The organism is Sphingobium phenoxybenzoativorans (assembly GCF_001757355.1).
GTDB lineage: Bacteria > Pseudomonadota > Alphaproteobacteria > Sphingomonadales > Sphingomonadaceae > Sphingobium > Sphingobium phenoxybenzoativorans.
Map to the genome: position 1 here is coordinate 1 of NZ_MINO01000075.1, position 16,781 is coordinate 16,781.

General features: G+C 64.3%; 15 protein-coding genes and 2 pseudogenes. 5 read left to right on the forward strand and 12 right to left on the reverse strand.

Annotation, left to right across the window (positions count from 1 at the left end; all coding sequences use genetic code 11):
* Positions 1-210, reverse strand: a pseudogene (locus BHQ40_RS20920) (glycoside hydrolase family 25); the annotation flags it as partial.
* Positions 211-214: 4 nt separating this feature from the next.
* Positions 215-697 carry a UPF0262 family protein gene (locus BHQ40_RS20925; protein ID WP_070157746.1) on the reverse strand — a complete coding sequence of 161 codons (483 nt, stop codon included), beginning with the start codon at positions 695-697 and terminating at the stop codon, positions 215-217.
* Positions 698-869: 172 nt separating this feature from the next.
* On the opposite strand from BHQ40_RS20925, the gene BHQ40_RS20930 reads away from it, so the two are divergent.
* Positions 870-2,360, forward strand: a complete 1,491-nt coding sequence (locus tag BHQ40_RS20930; protein WP_070157747.1) for a replicative DNA helicase — start codon at positions 870-872, stop codon at positions 2,358-2,360.
* Between the two features lie 225 nt (positions 2,361-2,585).
* Here BHQ40_RS20930 and BHQ40_RS20935 read toward each other — a convergent pair whose 3' ends face one another.
* The 9 genes from BHQ40_RS20935 to BHQ40_RS20975 form a co-directional block, all read right to left on the reverse strand.
* Entirely contained in the window at positions 2,586-4,391 is a 1,806-nt protein-coding gene (locus tag BHQ40_RS20935; RefSeq protein WP_070157748.1) for a DUF885 domain-containing protein, read from the reverse strand.
* An 80-nt stretch (positions 4,392-4,471) separates the two neighbouring features.
* On the reverse strand, positions 4,472-4,891 hold the full coding sequence (locus BHQ40_RS20940; protein ID WP_070157749.1) for a BLUF domain-containing protein: 420 nt from the start codon (positions 4,889-4,891) through the stop codon (positions 4,472-4,474).
* A 176-nt stretch (positions 4,892-5,067) separates the two neighbouring features.
* The gene (locus BHQ40_RS20945; RefSeq protein ID WP_070157750.1) at positions 5,068-5,850 is read right to left on the reverse strand and encodes a phosphoadenylyl-sulfate reductase; all 783 of its coding nucleotides are present in this window, start codon (positions 5,848-5,850) and stop codon (positions 5,068-5,070) included.
* Positions 5,843-6,283: a DUF934 domain-containing protein gene (locus BHQ40_RS20950; RefSeq protein WP_070157751.1), complete on the reverse strand. Its 441-nt coding sequence runs from the start codon at positions 6,281-6,283 to the stop codon at positions 5,843-5,845. Before BHQ40_RS20950 ends, BHQ40_RS20945 begins: the two co-directional genes overlap by 8 nt.
* The gene (locus BHQ40_RS20955) at positions 6,276-7,907 is read right to left on the reverse strand and encodes a nitrite/sulfite reductase (protein ID WP_070157752.1); all 1,632 of its coding nucleotides are present in this window, start codon (positions 7,905-7,907) and stop codon (positions 6,276-6,278) included. Before BHQ40_RS20955 ends, BHQ40_RS20950 begins: the two co-directional genes overlap by 8 nt.
* Positions 7,908-7,911: 4 nt before the next feature.
* On the reverse strand, positions 7,912-8,199 hold the full coding sequence (locus BHQ40_RS20960) for a DUF2849 domain-containing protein (RefSeq protein ID WP_070157753.1): 288 nt from the start codon (positions 8,197-8,199) through the stop codon (positions 7,912-7,914).
* Positions 8,196-8,972 carry a uroporphyrinogen-III C-methyltransferase gene (cobA, locus tag BHQ40_RS20965; RefSeq protein ID WP_070157754.1) on the reverse strand — a complete coding sequence of 259 codons (777 nt, stop codon included), beginning with the start codon at positions 8,970-8,972 and terminating at the stop codon, positions 8,196-8,198. Before cobA ends, BHQ40_RS20960 begins: the two co-directional genes overlap by 4 nt.
* A 541-nt stretch (positions 8,973-9,513) precedes the next feature.
* Entirely contained in the window at positions 9,514-10,947 is a 1,434-nt protein-coding gene (gene astD / locus BHQ40_RS20970) for a succinylglutamate-semialdehyde dehydrogenase (RefSeq protein WP_070157755.1), read from the reverse strand.
* 57 nt (positions 10,948-11,004) lie between these two features.
* The gene (locus BHQ40_RS20975) at positions 11,005-12,405 is read right to left on the reverse strand and encodes a protein adenylyltransferase SelO family protein (RefSeq protein ID WP_070157756.1); all 1,401 of its coding nucleotides are present in this window, start codon (positions 12,403-12,405) and stop codon (positions 11,005-11,007) included.
* Between the two features lie 37 nt (positions 12,406-12,442).
* On the opposite strand from BHQ40_RS20975, the gene BHQ40_RS20980 reads away from it, so the two are divergent.
* The 4 genes from BHQ40_RS20980 to BHQ40_RS20995 all read left to right on the forward strand — a co-directional run bounded on the left by BHQ40_RS20980 (position 12,443) and on the right by BHQ40_RS20995 (position 16,166).
* On the forward strand, positions 12,443-13,312 hold the full coding sequence (locus BHQ40_RS20980) for an alpha/beta fold hydrolase (RefSeq protein ID WP_139139394.1): 870 nt from the start codon (positions 12,443-12,445) through the stop codon (positions 13,310-13,312).
* Positions 13,305-14,456, forward strand: coding sequence for a glycosyltransferase (locus tag BHQ40_RS20985; protein ID WP_070157758.1), 1,152 nt, complete (start codon positions 13,305-13,307; stop codon positions 14,454-14,456). Before BHQ40_RS20980 ends, BHQ40_RS20985 begins: the two co-directional genes overlap by 8 nt.
* A gap of 96 nt (positions 14,457-14,552) precedes the next feature.
* Positions 14,553-15,956 (forward strand): NAD(P)H-dependent flavin oxidoreductase, encoded by a 1,404-nt coding sequence (locus tag BHQ40_RS20990; RefSeq protein ID WP_070157759.1) that lies wholly within the window; start codon positions 14,553-14,555, stop codon positions 15,954-15,956.
* Positions 15,957-15,962: 6 nt separating this feature from the next.
* Positions 15,963-16,166, forward strand: coding sequence for a DUF2093 domain-containing protein (locus BHQ40_RS20995; protein WP_070157760.1), 204 nt, complete (start codon positions 15,963-15,965; stop codon positions 16,164-16,166).
* 140 nt (positions 16,167-16,306) lie between these two features.
* Here the strand turns inward: BHQ40_RS20995 and BHQ40_RS21000 are convergent.
* Positions 16,307-16,781 (reverse strand): annotated as a pseudogene (locus BHQ40_RS21000) (ammonium transporter); the annotation flags it as partial.

Genomic DNA, 16,781 nt, shown 5'->3' on the forward strand with positions numbered 1-16,781 from the left:
GATATAGGCGAAATCGGCATGGCTGGCGTGCAGCGTGCCCCAGTCGATCGCGCCCGACGTCGAGTCGACGGACACGCCCTGTACGGGATAGTCCGCGCGGGACGGCTCCCACCGTCCGGCATAGACCCAGGCGGCGGAAGCGAGCATGGCGAGGAGAATGAGAGCAAGCCCGGCACGAAACAGCGTGCCGCGATAGGTTGTCCGCGCCATTGCCTCAGCCCTTGATGTGCAGGACGCAGATGAGCGTGAACAGGCGGCGGGCGGTATCGAAATCGACCGTGACCTTGCCCTCCAGCCGCTCCTTCAGGATTTCGGCGGCTTCGTTGTGAATCGCGCGCCGGGCCATGTCCACGGTTTCGATCTGCTGGGCGGTCGCGTTGCGGATCGCCTGATAATAGCTGTCGCAGATCGCGAAATAATCCTTGATCGGCCTGCGGAACCGGGCGAGGCCGAGAATGATCGCCTCCAGCGGCGTGCCGTCCTCCCGGTCGATCTCTATCGCCAGGCGGCCTTCCTCCACGCGCAGGCGGACCTTGTATGGCCCGGCATAGCCGTCCGGCTGTTCGCGCTGGGGAGCAAAATGATTTTCTTCGAGCAGGTCGAAGATCGCGATCCGCCGTTCCTGCTCGACATCGGCATTGCGCCAGATGATCGTTCGCTGGTCCAGCTCAATATCTATGATGCGCGGATCGGCCATAAGAGGGGACAGTCACTGCGGCGGGAAGGCAGGAATTGCAAGGGGCTGCGCGGCGGCGCGGCGCGGCGGGCAAGTTTTGCACAGCTTCTCCACAGCCTGTTCCCATGCCGATCCACAGGGCCGTCGCGCCTTTGGTCTTGCTCCCTCGGCCCAAGAGGAGGATGATAAGGCCATGGTCGAACCAATGAGAGTATTACAGGCGACGGACCCCGCGCGCCCTGAACTTCCCCGCAATGTCGAGGCGGAGGCGGCGCTTCTGGGCGCGCTGATGATCGACAATCGAATCGCCGAGGACGTGCAGATGAAGCTGCGCGCCGAGCATTTCTACGAGCCGCTGCACGGGCGCGTCTATGAAGCGATCATGAAACTGCTTGAGCGGAACATGATCGCCAATCCGGTGACGTTGAAGCCGCTGGTGGAAAGCGATCCGGCGCTCAAGGAACTGGGCGGCCCGGCCTATCTGGCGCAACTAACCGGCAATGGCGCCGCGCTGATCGGCGCGCGGGACTTTGCGGCGCAGATTTATGACCTCGCCCTGCTGCGGCAATTGGTGGAGGTTGGCCGCGATCTGGTGGAACAGGCGCTGGACACCAGCGAGGATGTCGACCCGCGCGGGCAGATAGAGGCGGCGGAAGTCGCGCTCTACAAGGTGTCGGAAGGCGACGGCGAGACTGGATCGGTCAAGAACTTCCTGCAGGCGAGCACCATGGCGGTGCAGGTGGCGGAGCGCGCGCTGAACAGCGGCGGTCATCTTTCGGGCATCACCACGGGCCTCACCAGCCTCAATGAGAAGATCGGCGGCCTGCACAATTCGGACCTTATGATCCTGGCGGGACGTCCGGGCATGGGCAAGACGTCGCTGGCGACCAACATCGCCTATAACGCCGCCTCGCGCTGGCTGCGGGACGATGCGGACGGGATTGAGCCGGCGAAGAATATGGGCGCGCGTACGGCCTTTTTCAGCCTGGAAATGTCGGCGGATCAGTTGGCAACCCGCGTTCTTGCCGAACAGTCGGGGATCAGCGGCGAGGCTCTGCGCATGGGCAAGATCAGCCGGCAGGATTTCCAGAATCTGTCGCGCGCGGCTCGCGAATTGCAGGAACTGCCGCTCTATATCGACGATACGCCGGGCCTGACGATCGCGGCGCTGCGCACGCGGGCGCGGCGTTTGAAGCGGCGGCACGACATTGGCTTTATTGTTGTCGATTATCTCCAGCTTTTGCAGGGCACATCCAAATCGGGCGACAACCGCGTGCAGGAAATCTCCGAAATCTCGCGCGGATTGAAAACGCTGGCCAAGGAGCTGAACGTGCCGGTGCTGGCGCTGTCCCAGCTCAGCCGCGCGGTCGAACAGCGCGAGGACAAGCGGCCGCAGCTATCGGACCTGCGCGAATCGGGATCGATCGAGCAGGACGCCGACATGGTGTGGTTCGTGTTCCGTGAGGATTATTATGTGTCCGCCCGCCAGCCGCGCGATACGGAGAGCGAGGAGCATAAGCAGTGGGCCGAGGAGATGGAGCGCATCTATGGCCTGGCCGAACTGATCATCGCCAAGCAGCGCCACGGCGCGACCGGCAAGGTGCGCATGAAATTCGACGCCAAGATCACGCGGTTCAGCGATCTGGCCGAGGACGCCTATGCGGGGTCCAGTTACGACGATTAACCTGTGCTGGTGACAGGCGATCCCCATTCCCGTTCGGGCTGAGCCTGTCGAAGCCTTGTCCTGCACTTCGAAGGAAAGGACAGCCCTTCGACAAGCTCGGGGCGAACGGAGTCGATGTAGCCGAGGCGATCAAGTGCTCCTGCGAAAGCAGGAGTCCAGTTCAGGCGGCAGATCTGGGCTCCTGCTTTCGCAGGAGCACTGTGGAAGTAGGCGGCGAATATCCGCCTATGTCGCGACGCTCTTGATCCACCCGTCGACTTGCCGCTCCAATATCGACAGCGGCATCGGGCCTTGCTTAAGAATCTCGTGGAATTGCTTGATATCGAAGCGTTTCCCTAGAGCGTCCTGCGCCTTCTTCCGCGCAGCGACCCATGTTCCGTGACCGACCTTGTAGCTGCACGCCTGCCCGCCCTGGGTGCAATAGCGTTCGACCTCCCGCAAGGATCGCGGACGGGCGAAGCCGGTTTTCTGGACCAGATAATCAGTCGCCTGCTCGCGGGTCCATTTCTTCGTATGGATGCCGGTGTCGACAACCAGCCGCGCGGCGCGGAACAGGAAGGATTGGAGATAGCCCGCCCGCTCCAGCGGGGTCGCGTAGCCGCCAAGCTCATCGGCAAGCTGTTCGGCATAGAGCGCCCAGCCTTCGCCATAGGCGCTCATGAAGCCGACCTTGCGGATCATGGGAATGTCCGCCGAAAGTTGCGCGATCGAATTCTGGAGATGATGGCCGGGCACGCCCTCATGATAGGTGAGGGAGGGCAGGGAATATTTCGGCCAGTCGCCCACATCCTTCAGGTTGATGAAGTAGATGGCCGGGCGGGAGCCGTCGAGCGCGGCGCGGTTGTAATAGCCGTTGGATGCGCCATCCTGAATTTCCACGGGGACGGCGCGGATTTCCAGGGGTACGTTGGGCACGGTCGCAAAGACCTGCGCCAGTTTCGCCTGCATGGCGGCGTTGCTGCTGTTCAGGCCGTCGATCAGGGTAGTCCTGCCCTCGGCGGTATTCGGATAAAGCTGTTCCGGTGAGACGTTGAGAGCGGCGAGGCGGGCGCCGACTTCGCCCTGGGTCATGCCCTGCGCCTTTAATATGGCATCAAGGGCGCCGCTGATTTCAGCGACTTGATCCAAGCCCATCTGGTGCACCTGATCCGGCGTCAGGTCGGTGGTCGTCGCCTGATTGAGCGCGGCAGCGTAGATCGCGTCCCCCTGCGGCACGCGCCAGACGCCATCGCCTGCCGCGGTTTTCGGCCGCAGTTCCCTGAGGAGCGCAATCTGGCGGTCGAGGGCGGGATAGACGGCGGCCTCGACGATTTTGGCGGCCTGGGCCTGCCAGTCGCCGGGGATGTTTTTGGCGGCCGCGCGTTTCGCGAGGGACTGAACGATGCTGCTCGACGCGGCGGGCTGACCGCGCAGCTTCTCCATCTGCGCCAGGGTCAGGTCCAGCGACCAGCCGGGCGCGAGATAGCCGCGCGCCGCCTCCGCCTTCTGCACGGCGGTATCGGTGTCGAGCGATGCGGCGAAGGCGTCGAGCCGGGCGAGATAGGCGTCGCAATCGTCCTTCGCGGTGATGGTGTGAGCGGTGTTGAGGAAATCGGGGGTCGAGAAATAGGCGCCGCCCTGCTGGAAGATCCGGTAGGGCCGGATGACCGAGGCGAGGCCGAAGCGTTCCGGCGCGACGGTCTGCTGCTCCAGCGTGTAGGCGACAATCTCGCGGTTGAGCGCGGCGGCGGGCGAGAGAGGCTTGCCCTTGAAGGCGTTTACCTCCGCCAGACCCTGCTTCGCCAGCGCGAGGCGGCGTTTGATGCCGGTGTCGCTATTATCGTCCAGCTTCGCCTTCGCCGTGGCGCGATCGCCCTTGGCGAGACCGAGGCTGGTCACCAATTGGGGCGAGTTGTCCAATGTCCGCTGAAAGATCGTGTCGAAGGCGGCATTGAGTTGCTGGTCAGCATTGCCGGTCTGCGCCAGCACGCCCCGCGCGCCTGCGGCAAGGACGGTGGCTCCGGCGGCGGCGATAAAGTGTCGGCGATCCATGCGTCGCATTCCTCCTGTTACCCCCGAAAAGAGGGTCTAGGCGGAATTGGCGCGGCGGAAAACCCCGCTGCGGTGAGCCGTCAGTCCAGGAAAATCTGACGGCGGTAGAGTTTTGCGCTGGTCTGGAACAGGGCGCGCGTCGATGGACCGGCGCGATCGAGCAAGCGATCCACCTGTTCCGGCAAGTGACCATCATCGCCGGTGCCATCGTCAAAGGCCATCGCCCACTGGCCGAACTGCCGTTCGGTCACATATTCCTCGCCGACGATCACAAGGCCATGATGGCGCGGGTCGCGCTGGATGAGGGCATAGATGCGTTTCACCGCATCCTCCGTACCCTCCAGCACCTGGACAAAGCGGCGGGAGTTGAACAGCAACAATCCCGTGACGTCATGTTCAGCGTTCCGGCCACGCGCCTCCGCCAGAATGGTTTCGCATTCGGCGACATCAATGCCGTCGCGAGCGGTACTGATGTAGGTGAGCTGGAAAACGCCTGTCATACAGGTATCATAACAGCAGCAGAACAAGCTGCACTGATCTGGATCAACCCCAGTTTGCCGCCTTCATTATCTGAATCGCGATGTGTTCCTGCGAAAGCAGGAGTCCAGTTCAGACATGGGGCCTGGACTCCTGCTTTCGCAGGAGCACGGTTTTGCCCGAAGATGGATTGGACGCTTTAGAAAACGGGCTGGTTGGCCGGGTCTTCCGCGTCGCCAATGGGGGTGGACGGCGTGTGGATGCCGCATTCCACCTTGTCCCATCCGCGCCAGCGCCCGGCGCGGGGATCCTCGCCCTCCTGCACTTTCGATGTGCAGGGTTCGCAGCCGATCGAGAGGTACCCCTGCGCCTCCAGCGGATGGCGGGGCAGGTTGTGCGCCTCGAAATAGGTCTCCAGATCGGCCTTGGTCCAGTCGCCCAGCGGGTTGAGCTTCAGGCGGCCATTCTCGACCTCGAAACGGGGGATGTTCTGCCGGGTGACGGACTGGAACGCCTTGCGGCCGGAAATCCAGGTGTCGAGACCCTCCTTGGCGCGGGCCATCGGCTCAACCTTGCGGATTTCGCAGCAGCCGTCCGGGTCATAGGACCAGCGCAGACCGGTCTCGTCCTTCTTCGCAATCACGTCTGGATCGGGAACGACCGTGAAGCTGTTCTGGATGCCGAATGCGGCGACCAGCGTATCGCGATATTCCAGCGTTTCCGGGAACATCTTGAGCGTATCGACGAAAATCACCGGCACGGAGGGGTCCGCCTGCGCGATCAGGTGCAGCAGCACGGCGCTTTCAGTGCCGAAGGACGAAACGGTCGCGACATTGCCCAGCACGCCCTCGGCAAAGAGGGTGCGGAGCATCGCATCCGTTTCCACGCCCGCGAACCGCGCGTTGAGCGCATCCGCATCCGCCTGGGTAAAGGCGGGGCGGGCGTCGATCACGTCAAGCTGGCGGGCGGCGGCTTCAGCCATCTATTTTCTCCGGGTGGCGCTTCGCCCAGACGGGCGTGCGGCCATCAATGGTCTTTTGATAGACGTTATCGTAACGCTCCAGCGACGTCTTCACGACGGCATCGTCGAGCGGATGATTGGGCTTGAATACGTCAAAGCCGCAGCGGCGCATGGCGGGAAGCTGATCGACCAGAACGTCGCCCACGGCGCGCAGTTCGCCCTCATAGCCTGCCTCGCGCAAGATGCGGGCGGCCGAATAGCCACGGCCGTCGCCGAACGCGGGGAAGTTCACCTCCACCAGCGACAGGCGGTCGAGATGCGGCAGCAGGTCGCGCGCATCCTCGCCCGGCTCGATGCGGACGGCGGTGGCGTTGGACTGGCCGGTGAACGCCTCGACCGTGACGGCAGGCTCCTGCGCGGCGTCGCCGGTGCGGAAGGACAGGAACTCAGCCATAGATGGCCTCCTTGAAAGGCTTCATGCCGAGACGGCGATAGGTATCGAGAAAACGCTCGCCCTCCTGCCGTTCGGAAACATAGAGGTCGGTGACTTTCTCGATGGCATCGACAATGCCGTCCTCGCCAAAGCCGGGGCCGGTGATCGTGCCGATGCTGGCGTCCTCCGCACCCGATCCGCCGAGCAGGAGCTGGTAATTCTCCACGCCCTTCCGGTCGACGCCAAGGATGCCGATATGACCGGCATGATGGTGGCCGCAGGCGTTGATGCAGCCGGAAATCTTGAGCTTCAGCTCGCCGAGATCACGCTGGCGCTGCGGGTCGGCGAAGCGCTGCGCGATCTTCTGCGCGACCGGGATGGAGCGGGCGTTGGCGAGGCTGCAATAATCGAGGCCGGGGCAGGCGATCATGTCCGTGATCAGGTCAAGGTTCGACGCGCCGAGGCCCGCCTCGTCCAGTTGCTGCCACAGCGTGTAGAGGTCCGCCTTCTTCACATAGGGCAGGACGATATTCTGGGCGTGGGTGACGCGCACCTCATCCATCGAATAGCGCTCGGTCAGGTCGGCGATCAGCTCAATCTGCTCGGCCGAGGCGTCGCCGGGGATGCCGCCGGTGGGCTTCAGGCTGATATTGACGATCGCATAGCCGGGCTGCTTGTGCGCGACGACATTCTGGTCGAGCCAGAGAGCGAAGTCGGGATCGGAGCGGTCCACCGCTTCCGGCAGGCCGGTTTCATAGGCCGGATCGGCGAAATAGGCGCGAATACGGTCAAGCTCGGCCACGGGCGGGTCAATGCCCAGCGTCTTCATATGGGCGAATTCTTCCTCGACCTGACGGCGATATTCGTCAGCGCCGAGTTCATGGACGAGGATCTTGATCCGCGCCTTATACTTGTTGTCGCGGCGGCCGTAGCGGTTGTAGACGCGCAGGCATGCCTCGGCATAGGAGATCAGCTCCTCCTCCGGCACGAAGTCGCGGATTTCCGGGGCGATCATGGGCGTGCGGCCCATGCCGCCGCCGACGAAGAATTTCGCGCCGACCTTTCCGTCGCGCTTCACCAGCTCAATGCCGATGTCATGCAGGCGCATCGCCGCGCGATCTTCTTCGCTGGCGATGACGGCGATCTTGAACTTGCGCGGCAGGTAGGTGAATTCCGGGTGGAAGGTCGACCATTGGCGCAGCAGCTCCGCCCAGGGACGGGGATCGGCGACCTCGTCAGCGGCGGCCCCGGCATATTGGTCGGAGCTGATGTTGCGGATGCAATTGCCGCTGGTCTGGATGGCGTGCATCTCCACCGTGGCGAGATCGGCCAGGATGTCGGCGGCGTCCTCCAGCTTGATCCAGTTATACTGGATGTTCTGGCGGGTGGTGAAATGGCCGTAGCCCTTGTCATATTTGCGCGCGATATGGCCGAGCATGCGCATCTGCTTGCCGGACATCGTGCCATAGGGAACGGCCACGCGCAGCATATAGGCGTGAAGCTGAAGATAGAGGCCGTTCATCAGGCGCAGGGGCTTGAACTGATCCTCGGTCATCTCACCGGCAAGGCGGCGGCGCGCCTGGTCGCGGAATTCCTCCACGCGGGCGTCGACGATCTCCTGATCATATTGGTCGTAACGATACATGGGTTCAGGCCTTCACGATTGGGATATCGGCGTTGATGGCGAGGTCCGTGCGGACGGTCGGTCCGCTCGCCCGGATGCGTTCCTTGATGTGCAGGGGCAGGGGGCCGGAAGCCGTGGCTTCGGCCTCCACGGAATAACCGGCATTGACGTTCCGCGCGGCGCTTTCGCGCGCAAGAATGGCGTCCGCCTCGCTGCCTGCATCGACGGCCTCGCCGACATGGCGGGACCAGCCGGAACCCGTCCACCAGATTACGTCCCCCGACGCCAGGTCATTTCCAGTCAGCAAAATCACGCAAGACTCTCCGCATATGCCGCAATGGCGGCCAGTTTATCCTTGGCGTTAGACCGCAGCACGACTTCGCCGACGACGATCAGCGCGGGGCTTTTCACGCCCTCGCGCACGACCATGTCGCCCAGATCGGCAAGCAGCGACCGCATGGCGCGGCTGTCGCCGCGCGTGCCTTTTTCCAGCACCGCGACCGGCGTGGCGGGCGAAACGCCGTCCGCCATCAGCTTGTCGGCAATGTCGGACGCCGTAGCGACGCCCATATAGATGACCAGCGTGCGGCCCTTGCCGGCAAGGCCCGACCAGTCCTGATCAGTGAGGCCCTTGCACTGCCCGGCGACGAAGGTGACGGCGCTGGACGCATCGCGATGGGTGAGGGGAAGCTGGGCCTCCGCCGCGCAGCCGATCGCCGCGCTGATGCCGGGGACGACCTCGACCCGCACGCCCGCGGCGCGGCAAGCTTCTACTTCCTCACCACCACGGCCGAAGATGAAGGGGTCTCCGCCCTTCAGCCGGACGACATCCTTGCCGGAGAGCGCTTCGCGCACCAGCAGGGCGTTGATTTCCTCCTGAGGCAGCGAATGGCGGCTGCGGCTCTTGGCGACCGAAATGCGGCGCGCATCAGGCCGGATCATGCCCAGAATCGCGGGATCGACCAGCCCGTCATGCACCACCAGGGATGCGGCGGCCAAAAGGCGCGCGGCGCGCAGCGTCAGCAGCTCCGGGTCGCCTGGACCCGCGCCGACCAGATACACTGTTCCAGGCGTAGAATTATTCATGCTGCCCAGATGCCCCCCGTCTCGCTGCATCGCAACGGAGAATGTATATGCGTGAGGCTAGTAAATGTTTCGTTGCGGGATGCGCGGGACTGTTTGGGGGGCGGCTGGAATGGGTGGAATGCGGAAAAGCATTACGCGCGGCCCCAACACCCGTCATTCCCGCGCAGGCGTGAACCCGTCTCCCCTTCTTACGCCTTGAATGCCCAAGGCCCGTTGGGTCCCCGCCTGCGCGGGGATGACGGCGCGGGGATGACGAAAAGGGGTGGGAAGCGGACATATCCCCCATTTCGTCATCCCGGACTTGATCCGGGATCCATGAGCGCAGGCGCTTGTGCAGTCACGCCAGGGTGGAGCCAAAAGATCCCACATCACGTGCGGGATGACGAAGGGGTGGGAAGCGGTCTGACTGCTCCTCCTTGATCCGTTCTGGCTGAGCTTGTCGAAGCCCTGTCCTTTCCTTCAAGAAGGACAGCCCTTCGACAAGCTCAGGGCAAACGGAGAGTGAGAGGCCGCTAATGGTCGTTAGCCGACCAACCCACCCTCACTTCACCGCCGTCGCCACTTCCACATCCCGCAAGCCCACGCCCATCGTCGCGCGGGGCTGATCGGCTTCCGACGACACCACGGGATAGGCGCAATAGTCGGCAGCGTAATAGGCGCTGGGGCGGTGGTTGCCCGAAATGCCGACGCCGCCGAACGGCGCGGCGGAGGATGCGCCGTTGGTCGGCTTGTTCCAGTTGACGATGCCCGCGCGGATATTCGCCCAGAACTGGTCGTAATGGCTGGGCGATCCGCCGATCAGCGAGGCGGACAGGCCGAAGCGGGTGTTGTTCGCCTCCGCGATCGCCGTGTCGAAATCGGGGACGCGAATGACCTGCAGCAGCGGGCCGAACAGCTCAATATCCGGCCGTTCGGGCATGTCGGTCACGTCGATCATGGCGGGGGAGACGAAGGGCAGGTTCGCCTTCGGCCGGACCATATGTTTGATCGGCCGTCCGCCATTGCTCATCAGGATCAGGAAGCTTTCGGTCAGGCCGTCCGCCGCCAGATTGTCGATGACCGGACCCATATAGGGCGTGGGATCGGCATGGGGATGGTCGATCACCATCCGGTCGGCAAGCTGCTTCACCTCCGCGATCAGCAGCGGGGCGAGACTTTCCTTGACGATCAGCCGCTTGGCGGCCGTGCAGCGCTGCCCTGCCGACAGGAAGGCAGACTGGGCGATGAGGACGGCGGCGCTGGCGATATCGGGCGTGTCCCAGGCGATGATCGGATTGTTGCCGCCCATTTCCAGGGCGAGAATCTTGTCCGGGCGGTCCGCGCACGCCTTGTTGATGGCGATGCCGGTCGCGGCGGAACCGGTGAACAGGATGCCGTCTATGCCGGGATGCGATGTCAGGGCGCGTCCCTCATCGGGGCCGCCGATCACCAGCCGCACCACATCCTCCGGCACGCCCGCCTTGTGATAGAGATCGACCAGCATCGCGCCGACCGCAGGGGTCTTTTCCGATGGCTTGAACACCACGGCATTGCCCGCGATCAGGGCGGGGACGATATGGCCATTGGGCAGGTGCGCGGGGAAATTATAGGGGCCAAGCACGGCCATGACGCCATGCGGCTTGTGCCGGACGGCCTGCCGCACGCCCATTGCCCCTTCAAGGCGCTTCTGCCCGGTGCGTTCGGAATAGGCGGCGACGGAGATATCGATCTTGCCGATGACGGCGGCGACTTCCGTGCGGGCGTCCCACAGCGGCTTGCCGGTCTCGCGGGAGATGAGGTCGACAAGATCATCCTCGGCCGCACGGACGGCATTGGCGAAGCGGCGCAGCGTCTCCACGCGGAAGGTGAGCGGCTTTGCGGCCCAGCCGAGCCAGCCGGCGCGCGCGCGCTCGACCTCCCGGTCCACGTTGCTGATCTCGGATTCCCAGAGGTGCGCGCCGGTTGCAGGTTCGGTCGAAACAATCTTGGCTGACATGGGTACGATATGGCCGAAATGGCATGATCTTTAAAGGGGGCAAGTCCGGGAAGCGGTTCAGCCTGTTGGCGGTGCATCCCCCAGCGCATCGCCCATGGTCCGGATGGCGGCGACCTTGGCATGCAGCGGTCCCCAGTCGTCGTCCCGGTCGATGGCCGACCAGATCGCCTCCACCTCGTCGATATGCATGGAGCAGGACGCGTCCTGCCGCCAGTAGGCATGATCTGCGCGCGCGCCAGTGGGCCGGAAGGCGGGGAGCGCCTCTCTGGCCGGCCGCCATGCCTCCGCCTCATAGCCTTCGCCCCTGATATCGCCATGACGCCAGTCGAGGAAGAACCGGTCGATCTGCGTACCCGTTTCGATCATCCCCTGCACCGTTGCCTGAACAAATGCGGCGGATTCGTCTTGCCCAGCCGGCATGAGGCCCAGCCGCCAGAAGAAGCGCTTCACCAGCATTTGGCCGTAGAGATCGGGAAAACGCTCAAGCTGTTCGATCAGAGGGGGCGCTTCGGACAAAAGGCGCAGGGACACGGCCAGTTGCGCCACGTCCCAGTGGATCGCCTCCGCCTGCCGGCCGAAAGCGTAGAGGCCCTGATAATCGAAATAGGCGGCGGTGAAAGCGGCGTCCCATTGCGGCGCGAAGCGCCAGGGTCCGTAGTCGAAGCTTTCGCCAGTGACGTTGATATTGTCGCTGTTGAGCACGCCGTGGACGAAACCCGCGACCATATAGCTGGCGGCGAGATCGGCGGTGCGCTCCACGACCCGGCCAAGAAGCTGGGCGGGCGGGTGGTCGCCGGGCGCTTCGCCGTAAAGCTGCTCCAGCGCATAGGCGACGAGCGCCTGCATCAACGCCTCATTGCGTTCATAGGCGGCGCGCTGGAAGCTGCCGATGCGGATATGGCTGTGGCTGAGACGGGTGAGAACGGCGGAGCGGGTGGGGGACGGTTCGTCACCGCGATAGAGTTGTTCGCCGGTTTCGATAAGCGAGAAGGTCTTGCTGGTGTTGACGCCAAGCGCCTCCAGCATTTCGGTCGCCAATATCTCGCGGACCCCGCCTTTCAGCGTCAGGCGGCCGTCGCCAGAGCGGCTCCAGGGCGTCTGGCCCGATCCCTTGGTGCCAAGGTCGAGCAGGCGGCCTGCGCCATCGCGCAACTGGGCAAAGAGAAATCCGCGGCCGTCGCCGATGTCGGGATTATAGACCTGAAACTGATGGCCGTGATAGCGGAGCGCAAGCGGCTGGGGCAGGGAGCCGGAAAGCGGTTGGAACCGCCCGAAATGTGCGATCCATTCTTCATCGCTCAGATCGGCGAGGCCCACTGTCGCGGCGTGCCGGTCATTGCGGAAGCGCAGCATGGTCTGCGGGAAATCCGCAGCGGCGACGGGATCGGCGAAGCTGTCCCCCAGGCCGGTGATGAGCGTTTCGGGACGGAATTTGCTGGCTTGCAGGGGCGTGCGCATGCGGCGATATGGGGCATGCAGGGCGGAAGGATCAAGCGTGGCCAGCTATAGCGACGGATATTGGTGGTCTCCCGATGGCCTGCGGCTGCATTACCGGGACTATGCGGGGCCGGAGGACAGGCCGCCGCTGCTGTGCCTGCCGGGATTGACGCGCAACGCCCGCGACTTCGAGCCGCTGGCGGAGAAATTCGCAGGGCAATGGCGGATGATCTGTCCCGATCTGCGGGGCCGGTCGGAAAGCGCCTACGCCAAGGATGCGATGAGCTATGTGCCGATCACCTATCTGCATGACCTGGAGCGATTGCTGACCGATCTGGCGCTGACGCGGTTCGTGGTGGTTGGGACGTCCCTGGGCGGCATCATCGCGATGATCATGGCGTCCACCCGGCCGGACAGGATGGCGGGCGCTGTGCTGAACGATGTCGGGCCGCAGATAGAGGAAGCGGGCCTTGCCCGGATCAGGGGTTATGTCGGCTCCGGCAGCAACCACCCGACCTGGGTGCACGCCGCGCGGGCGCTGGCCGAGGCCAATGCGGACATCTATCCGGGTTACAAGCTGGACCAGTGGCTGGCGATGGCCAAGCGGCTGTTCCGGCTGAACAGCAGTGGGCGCGTGGTGCTGGACTATGACATGCGGATCGCCGAGCCGCTGCGGGTGCCCGGTGGCGAGACCGGTGTCGACCTGTGGCCGACTCTGGCGGGGTTCAGGGATGTTCCCACGCTGATCGTGCGCGGTGCGCTGTCCGACCTGTTCAGCGTGGCGACGGCGGACCGGATGCGCCGCGACATTGGCGGCGAAACCGAGATCGTCACTGTGCCGCGCGTCGGCCATGCGCCGGTGCTTGACGAGGCGGAGGCCGTCGCCGGGATAGGGCGCCTGCTGGAGCGCGTGCTGGTCAATGGCTGATAGGCCGTATGACGGGCGGCCGCGCCTTCTCCACCTTCACAGCAGTTTCAATCTGGGCGGCAAGGAAGCCAGGGCAGTGCGCCTGATGAACCTGTGGGGCGACCGGGCGGAGCACGCGATCGTCAGCGGCGTGCCGGGCGCTATGGGCGCGCGGGCGGCCATTGCGCCGGACATCGCGGTGGATTTCCCCGATGCGCCGCCGCTGACCGGACGGCCGGGCCTGTCGCGCTTTCTGGCGCTGGCGCGGTTCATGCGCGGCTATGATCTGGTCCTCACCTATAATTGGGGGGCGGTGGACGGCGTGATGGCGCACCGGATATTCCACCGGCTTCTGGCGCTGCCGCCACTGATCCATCATGAGGACGGCTTTAACGAGGATGAGGCGGCGGGTTTGAAGCCCGCCCGCAATCGCTACCGCAGGATCGCGCTGGCGGGAGCGGATGCTCTGGTGGTGCCTTCGCGGCGGCTGGAGGGGATCGCTCTGAACGCCTGGCGTCAGCCGCGCGGCAAGGTGCGCCTGATCCCGAACGGCATTGATCTGGCGCGATATGCAGCGCCGCCACAGCCCGACGCGCTGCCGGGATTTGTGCGCGCTCCGGGCAAGCTGGTGGTGGGAACGCTGGCCGGGTTGCGGGCGGTGAAGAATATCCCCCGGCTGGTGCGGGCGGTCGCGGCGCATCGGGAGCGATTGCAACTGGTGGTGGTCGGCGAGGGACCGGAGCGGGACGCCATCCTGCGGGAAGCGGAGGCGCATGGGCTGTCCGATCTTCACATGGCCGGGTTCCTTTCCGATCCATGGAAATTTGTGGGCCTTTTCGACATTTTCGCCCTGTCGTCCGACAGCGAGCAATTCCCCATATCGCTGGTCGAGGCGATGGCGGCGGGGCTGCCGGTGGTTTCGACGGATGTGGGCGATGTCGCGGATATGGTCGCCCCAGCGAATCGGCGGTTTGTCATTCCTTTGGAGGAGGAAACGGGGCTGGCGGCGGCGCTGGGCGAACTGGCGGCGAACGCTGCGCTTCGCGATGCGCTGGGCAAGGCCAATCGGGTCAAGGCGCTGGATGCCTTTGGCGAGCCGCAAATGCTTGGCGCTTACGCCAGTCTCTATGGCAAATCGCTGGCCAGACCGGATGTTTTGCTTTAGGGCGCGGTCCAATTTTTAAACCGCGCCGGTCGAGGAAAGCTGATATAGCGCATCCCTGGCCAAAGGGGGCGGCCGCGAATTTCTTGGGAGAATAGATTGTTCAAGGGTTTGAAACCCATCGTCTATGGCGGACGCGAAGTGTGGCCGTTGATCGAAGGTGGCAAGGGCGTCGCAGTTTCCAACCACGCAAGCTCCGGCGCATGGGCTGCCGCCGGGGGCATTGGCACCGTCTCTGCCGTCAACGCCGACAGCTATGATCCCACGGGCAAGATCATTCCCCAGCTTTATCATGGCCGCACGCGCCGCGACCGGCATGAGGAACTGATCGCCTACGCCATTGACGGCGCGGTCGAGCAGGTGAAGCGCGCGTTCGAACTGGCGGGCGGCAAGGGCGCGATCAACATCAACGTGCTGTGGGAAATGGGCGGCGCGCAGCGGGTGCTGCATGGCGTTCTGGAAAAGACCAAAGGCATGGTGGCGGGCGTCACCTGCGGTGCGGGCATGCCGTACAAGCTGTCCGAGATCGCCGCCTCCTATAATGTTTCCTACCTGCCTATCGTCAGCTCCGGCCGCGCCTTCCGCGCGCTGTGGAAGCGCGCCTATTCGAAGGCGGCGGAATGGCTGGCGGGTGTGGTCTATGAGGACCCTTGGCTGGCGGGCGGCCATAATGGCCTGTCCAATGCGGAAGATCCTCAGAAGCCGGAAAACCCCTATCCGCGCGTCAAGGCGCTGCGCGAAACGATGCGCGAGGGCGGGATTTCGGACGAAGTGCCGATCATCATGGCCGGTGGCGTCTGGCATCTGCGCGACTGGAACGACTGGATCGACAACCCGGAACTGGGTGCCATCGCCTTCCAGTTCGGCACCCGCCCGCTGCTGACGCAGGAAAGCCCGATCCCCGAAGAATGGAAGGCGCGGCTGACGCAACTCGACGAGGGCGACGTGCTGCTGCATCGCTTCTCTCCCACGGGTTTCTACAGCTCGGCGATCCGCAATCCCTTCCTGCGCAATTTGGAAGCCCGTTCGGAACGGCAGATCGCCTTCAGCCTGGAGCAGGCGGGCGACCATACCCACCAGCTCGACGTGGGCGTGAAGGGCAAGAATTTCTGGGTGACGCGCAACGACCTGCTGCGCGCGCGCGAGTGGGTGGGCCTGGGCTTCACCTCCGCGCTCAAGACGCCGGACAATACGCTGGTGTTCGTCACTGACCCGGAGAAGGGCGTCATCCGCAAGGATCAGGCGGATTGCATGGGCTGTCTGTCGCAATGCGCCTTTTCAAGCTGGATGGACAGCGAGACCAATTCGACCGGGCGTCTGGCCGATCCGCGCAGCTTCTGCATCCAGAAAACGCTGCAGGACATCGCCCATGGCGGTCCCGTTGACGAGAATCTCGCCTTCGCCGGGCACAGCGCCTACCGCTTCAAGCAGGACCCTTTCTACTCCAACGGCTTCGTCCCCACGGTGAAGCAGTTGGTGGATCGAATCCTGACCGGCGATTGAGGCGTCATGGCCGACATTCCCGGACTTGCGGTGCTGCGATACGATACGCCGCATTATGACATCGTGCGGCCGGGGACCTTTGTCCTGTGCGCGGTGACGGGCGAAAAGATCGATCTGGATTCGCTGCTCTATTGGAGCGGCGAGTTTCAGGAAGCCTATAAAGGGCCGGTGGAGGCCACCGCCGCATTCAGGAAGCATCGGGGCATCTAGGACGGATCGACATTCAGAGGATGACGTGCCGAAAATGGTGGTTTTCTGTGAGCCGGAGCACAGCGTACTAAAAGTACGTGAGCACCGGAAGCACGGGAAAGCGCCATTTGCAGGCCGTCAGGGCTGAATGTCGATCCGTCCTAGACGCTGTGGGCGCTCTCGGTCCGGGCCGGTTTCAGCAGCAGGAGCGGCAGCGTCAGCAGAGCGGTGACGGCGGCGGACCAGAGAATGACTGCGCCCACGCCAACAGCCTGATTGACGAGCAGCACGTCGACCGGAGAGCTGCTGTTCACCAGCGCCAGCATGAGCGCGCCGGTTGCGCCGCCAACGGCATGGACGGCGAAGATGTTGGCAGGGTCCCAGGCGCGAAGCAGGCGCGCCGTTGCCGATGCGAACTGGCCCAGCACGCCTGCGCACAGGCCGGTCAGGATCGCGCCCGGCATATCCGTGAAACCGGCGGAGGCGGAAATGGCGGCAAGACCGGCCAGCGCGCCGCAGCCCATGCCGCCCGCCGTGGCGTGGCCAGTGCGCACGCGCTCCATGACCGCCCATCCCAGCACGGCGGCGCAGGCGGCGAGATGGGTGTTGAGGATGGCGGCGATCCCGTCGGCCGTG

Excerpts from the sequence above, each read along its gene's own strand:
- BHQ40_RS20975 (WP_070157756.1), bottom strand. The coding sequence starts at position 12,405 with ATGCGCACGCCCCTGCAAGCCAGCAAATTCCGTCCCGAAACGCTCATC.
- BHQ40_RS20940 (WP_070157749.1), bottom strand. The coding sequence starts at position 4,891 with ATGACAGGCGTTTTCCAGCTCACCTACATCAGTACCGCTCGCGACGGC.
- BHQ40_RS20925 (WP_070157746.1), bottom strand. The coding sequence starts at position 697 with ATGGCCGATCCGCGCATCATAGATATTGAGCTGGACCAGCGAACGATC.
- cobA (WP_070157754.1), bottom strand. The coding sequence starts at position 8,972 with ATGAATAATTCTACGCCTGGAACAGTGTATCTGGTCGGCGCGGGTCCA.
- BHQ40_RS20995 (WP_070157760.1), top strand. The coding sequence starts at position 15,963 with ATGGCCGACATTCCCGGACTTGCGGTGCTGCGATACGATACGCCGCAT.
- BHQ40_RS20945 (WP_070157750.1), bottom strand. The coding sequence starts at position 5,850 with ATGGCTGAAGCCGCCGCCCGCCAGCTTGACGTGATCGACGCCCGCCCC.
- BHQ40_RS20950 (WP_070157751.1), bottom strand. The coding sequence starts at position 6,283 with ATGGCTGAGTTCCTGTCCTTCCGCACCGGCGACGCCGCGCAGGAGCCT.
- BHQ40_RS20930 (WP_070157747.1), top strand. The coding sequence starts at position 870 with ATGGTCGAACCAATGAGAGTATTACAGGCGACGGACCCCGCGCGCCCT.
- BHQ40_RS20955 (WP_070157752.1), bottom strand. The coding sequence starts at position 7,907 with ATGTATCGTTACGACCAATATGATCAGGAGATCGTCGACGCCCGCGTG.
- BHQ40_RS20935 (WP_070157748.1), bottom strand. The coding sequence starts at position 4,391 with ATGGATCGCCGACACTTTATCGCCGCCGCCGGAGCCACCGTCCTTGCC.
- astD (WP_070157755.1), bottom strand. The coding sequence starts at position 10,947 with ATGTCAGCCAAGATTGTTTCGACCGAACCTGCAACCGGCGCGCACCTC.
- BHQ40_RS20985 (WP_070157758.1), top strand. The coding sequence starts at position 13,305 with ATGGCTGATAGGCCGTATGACGGGCGGCCGCGCCTTCTCCACCTTCAC.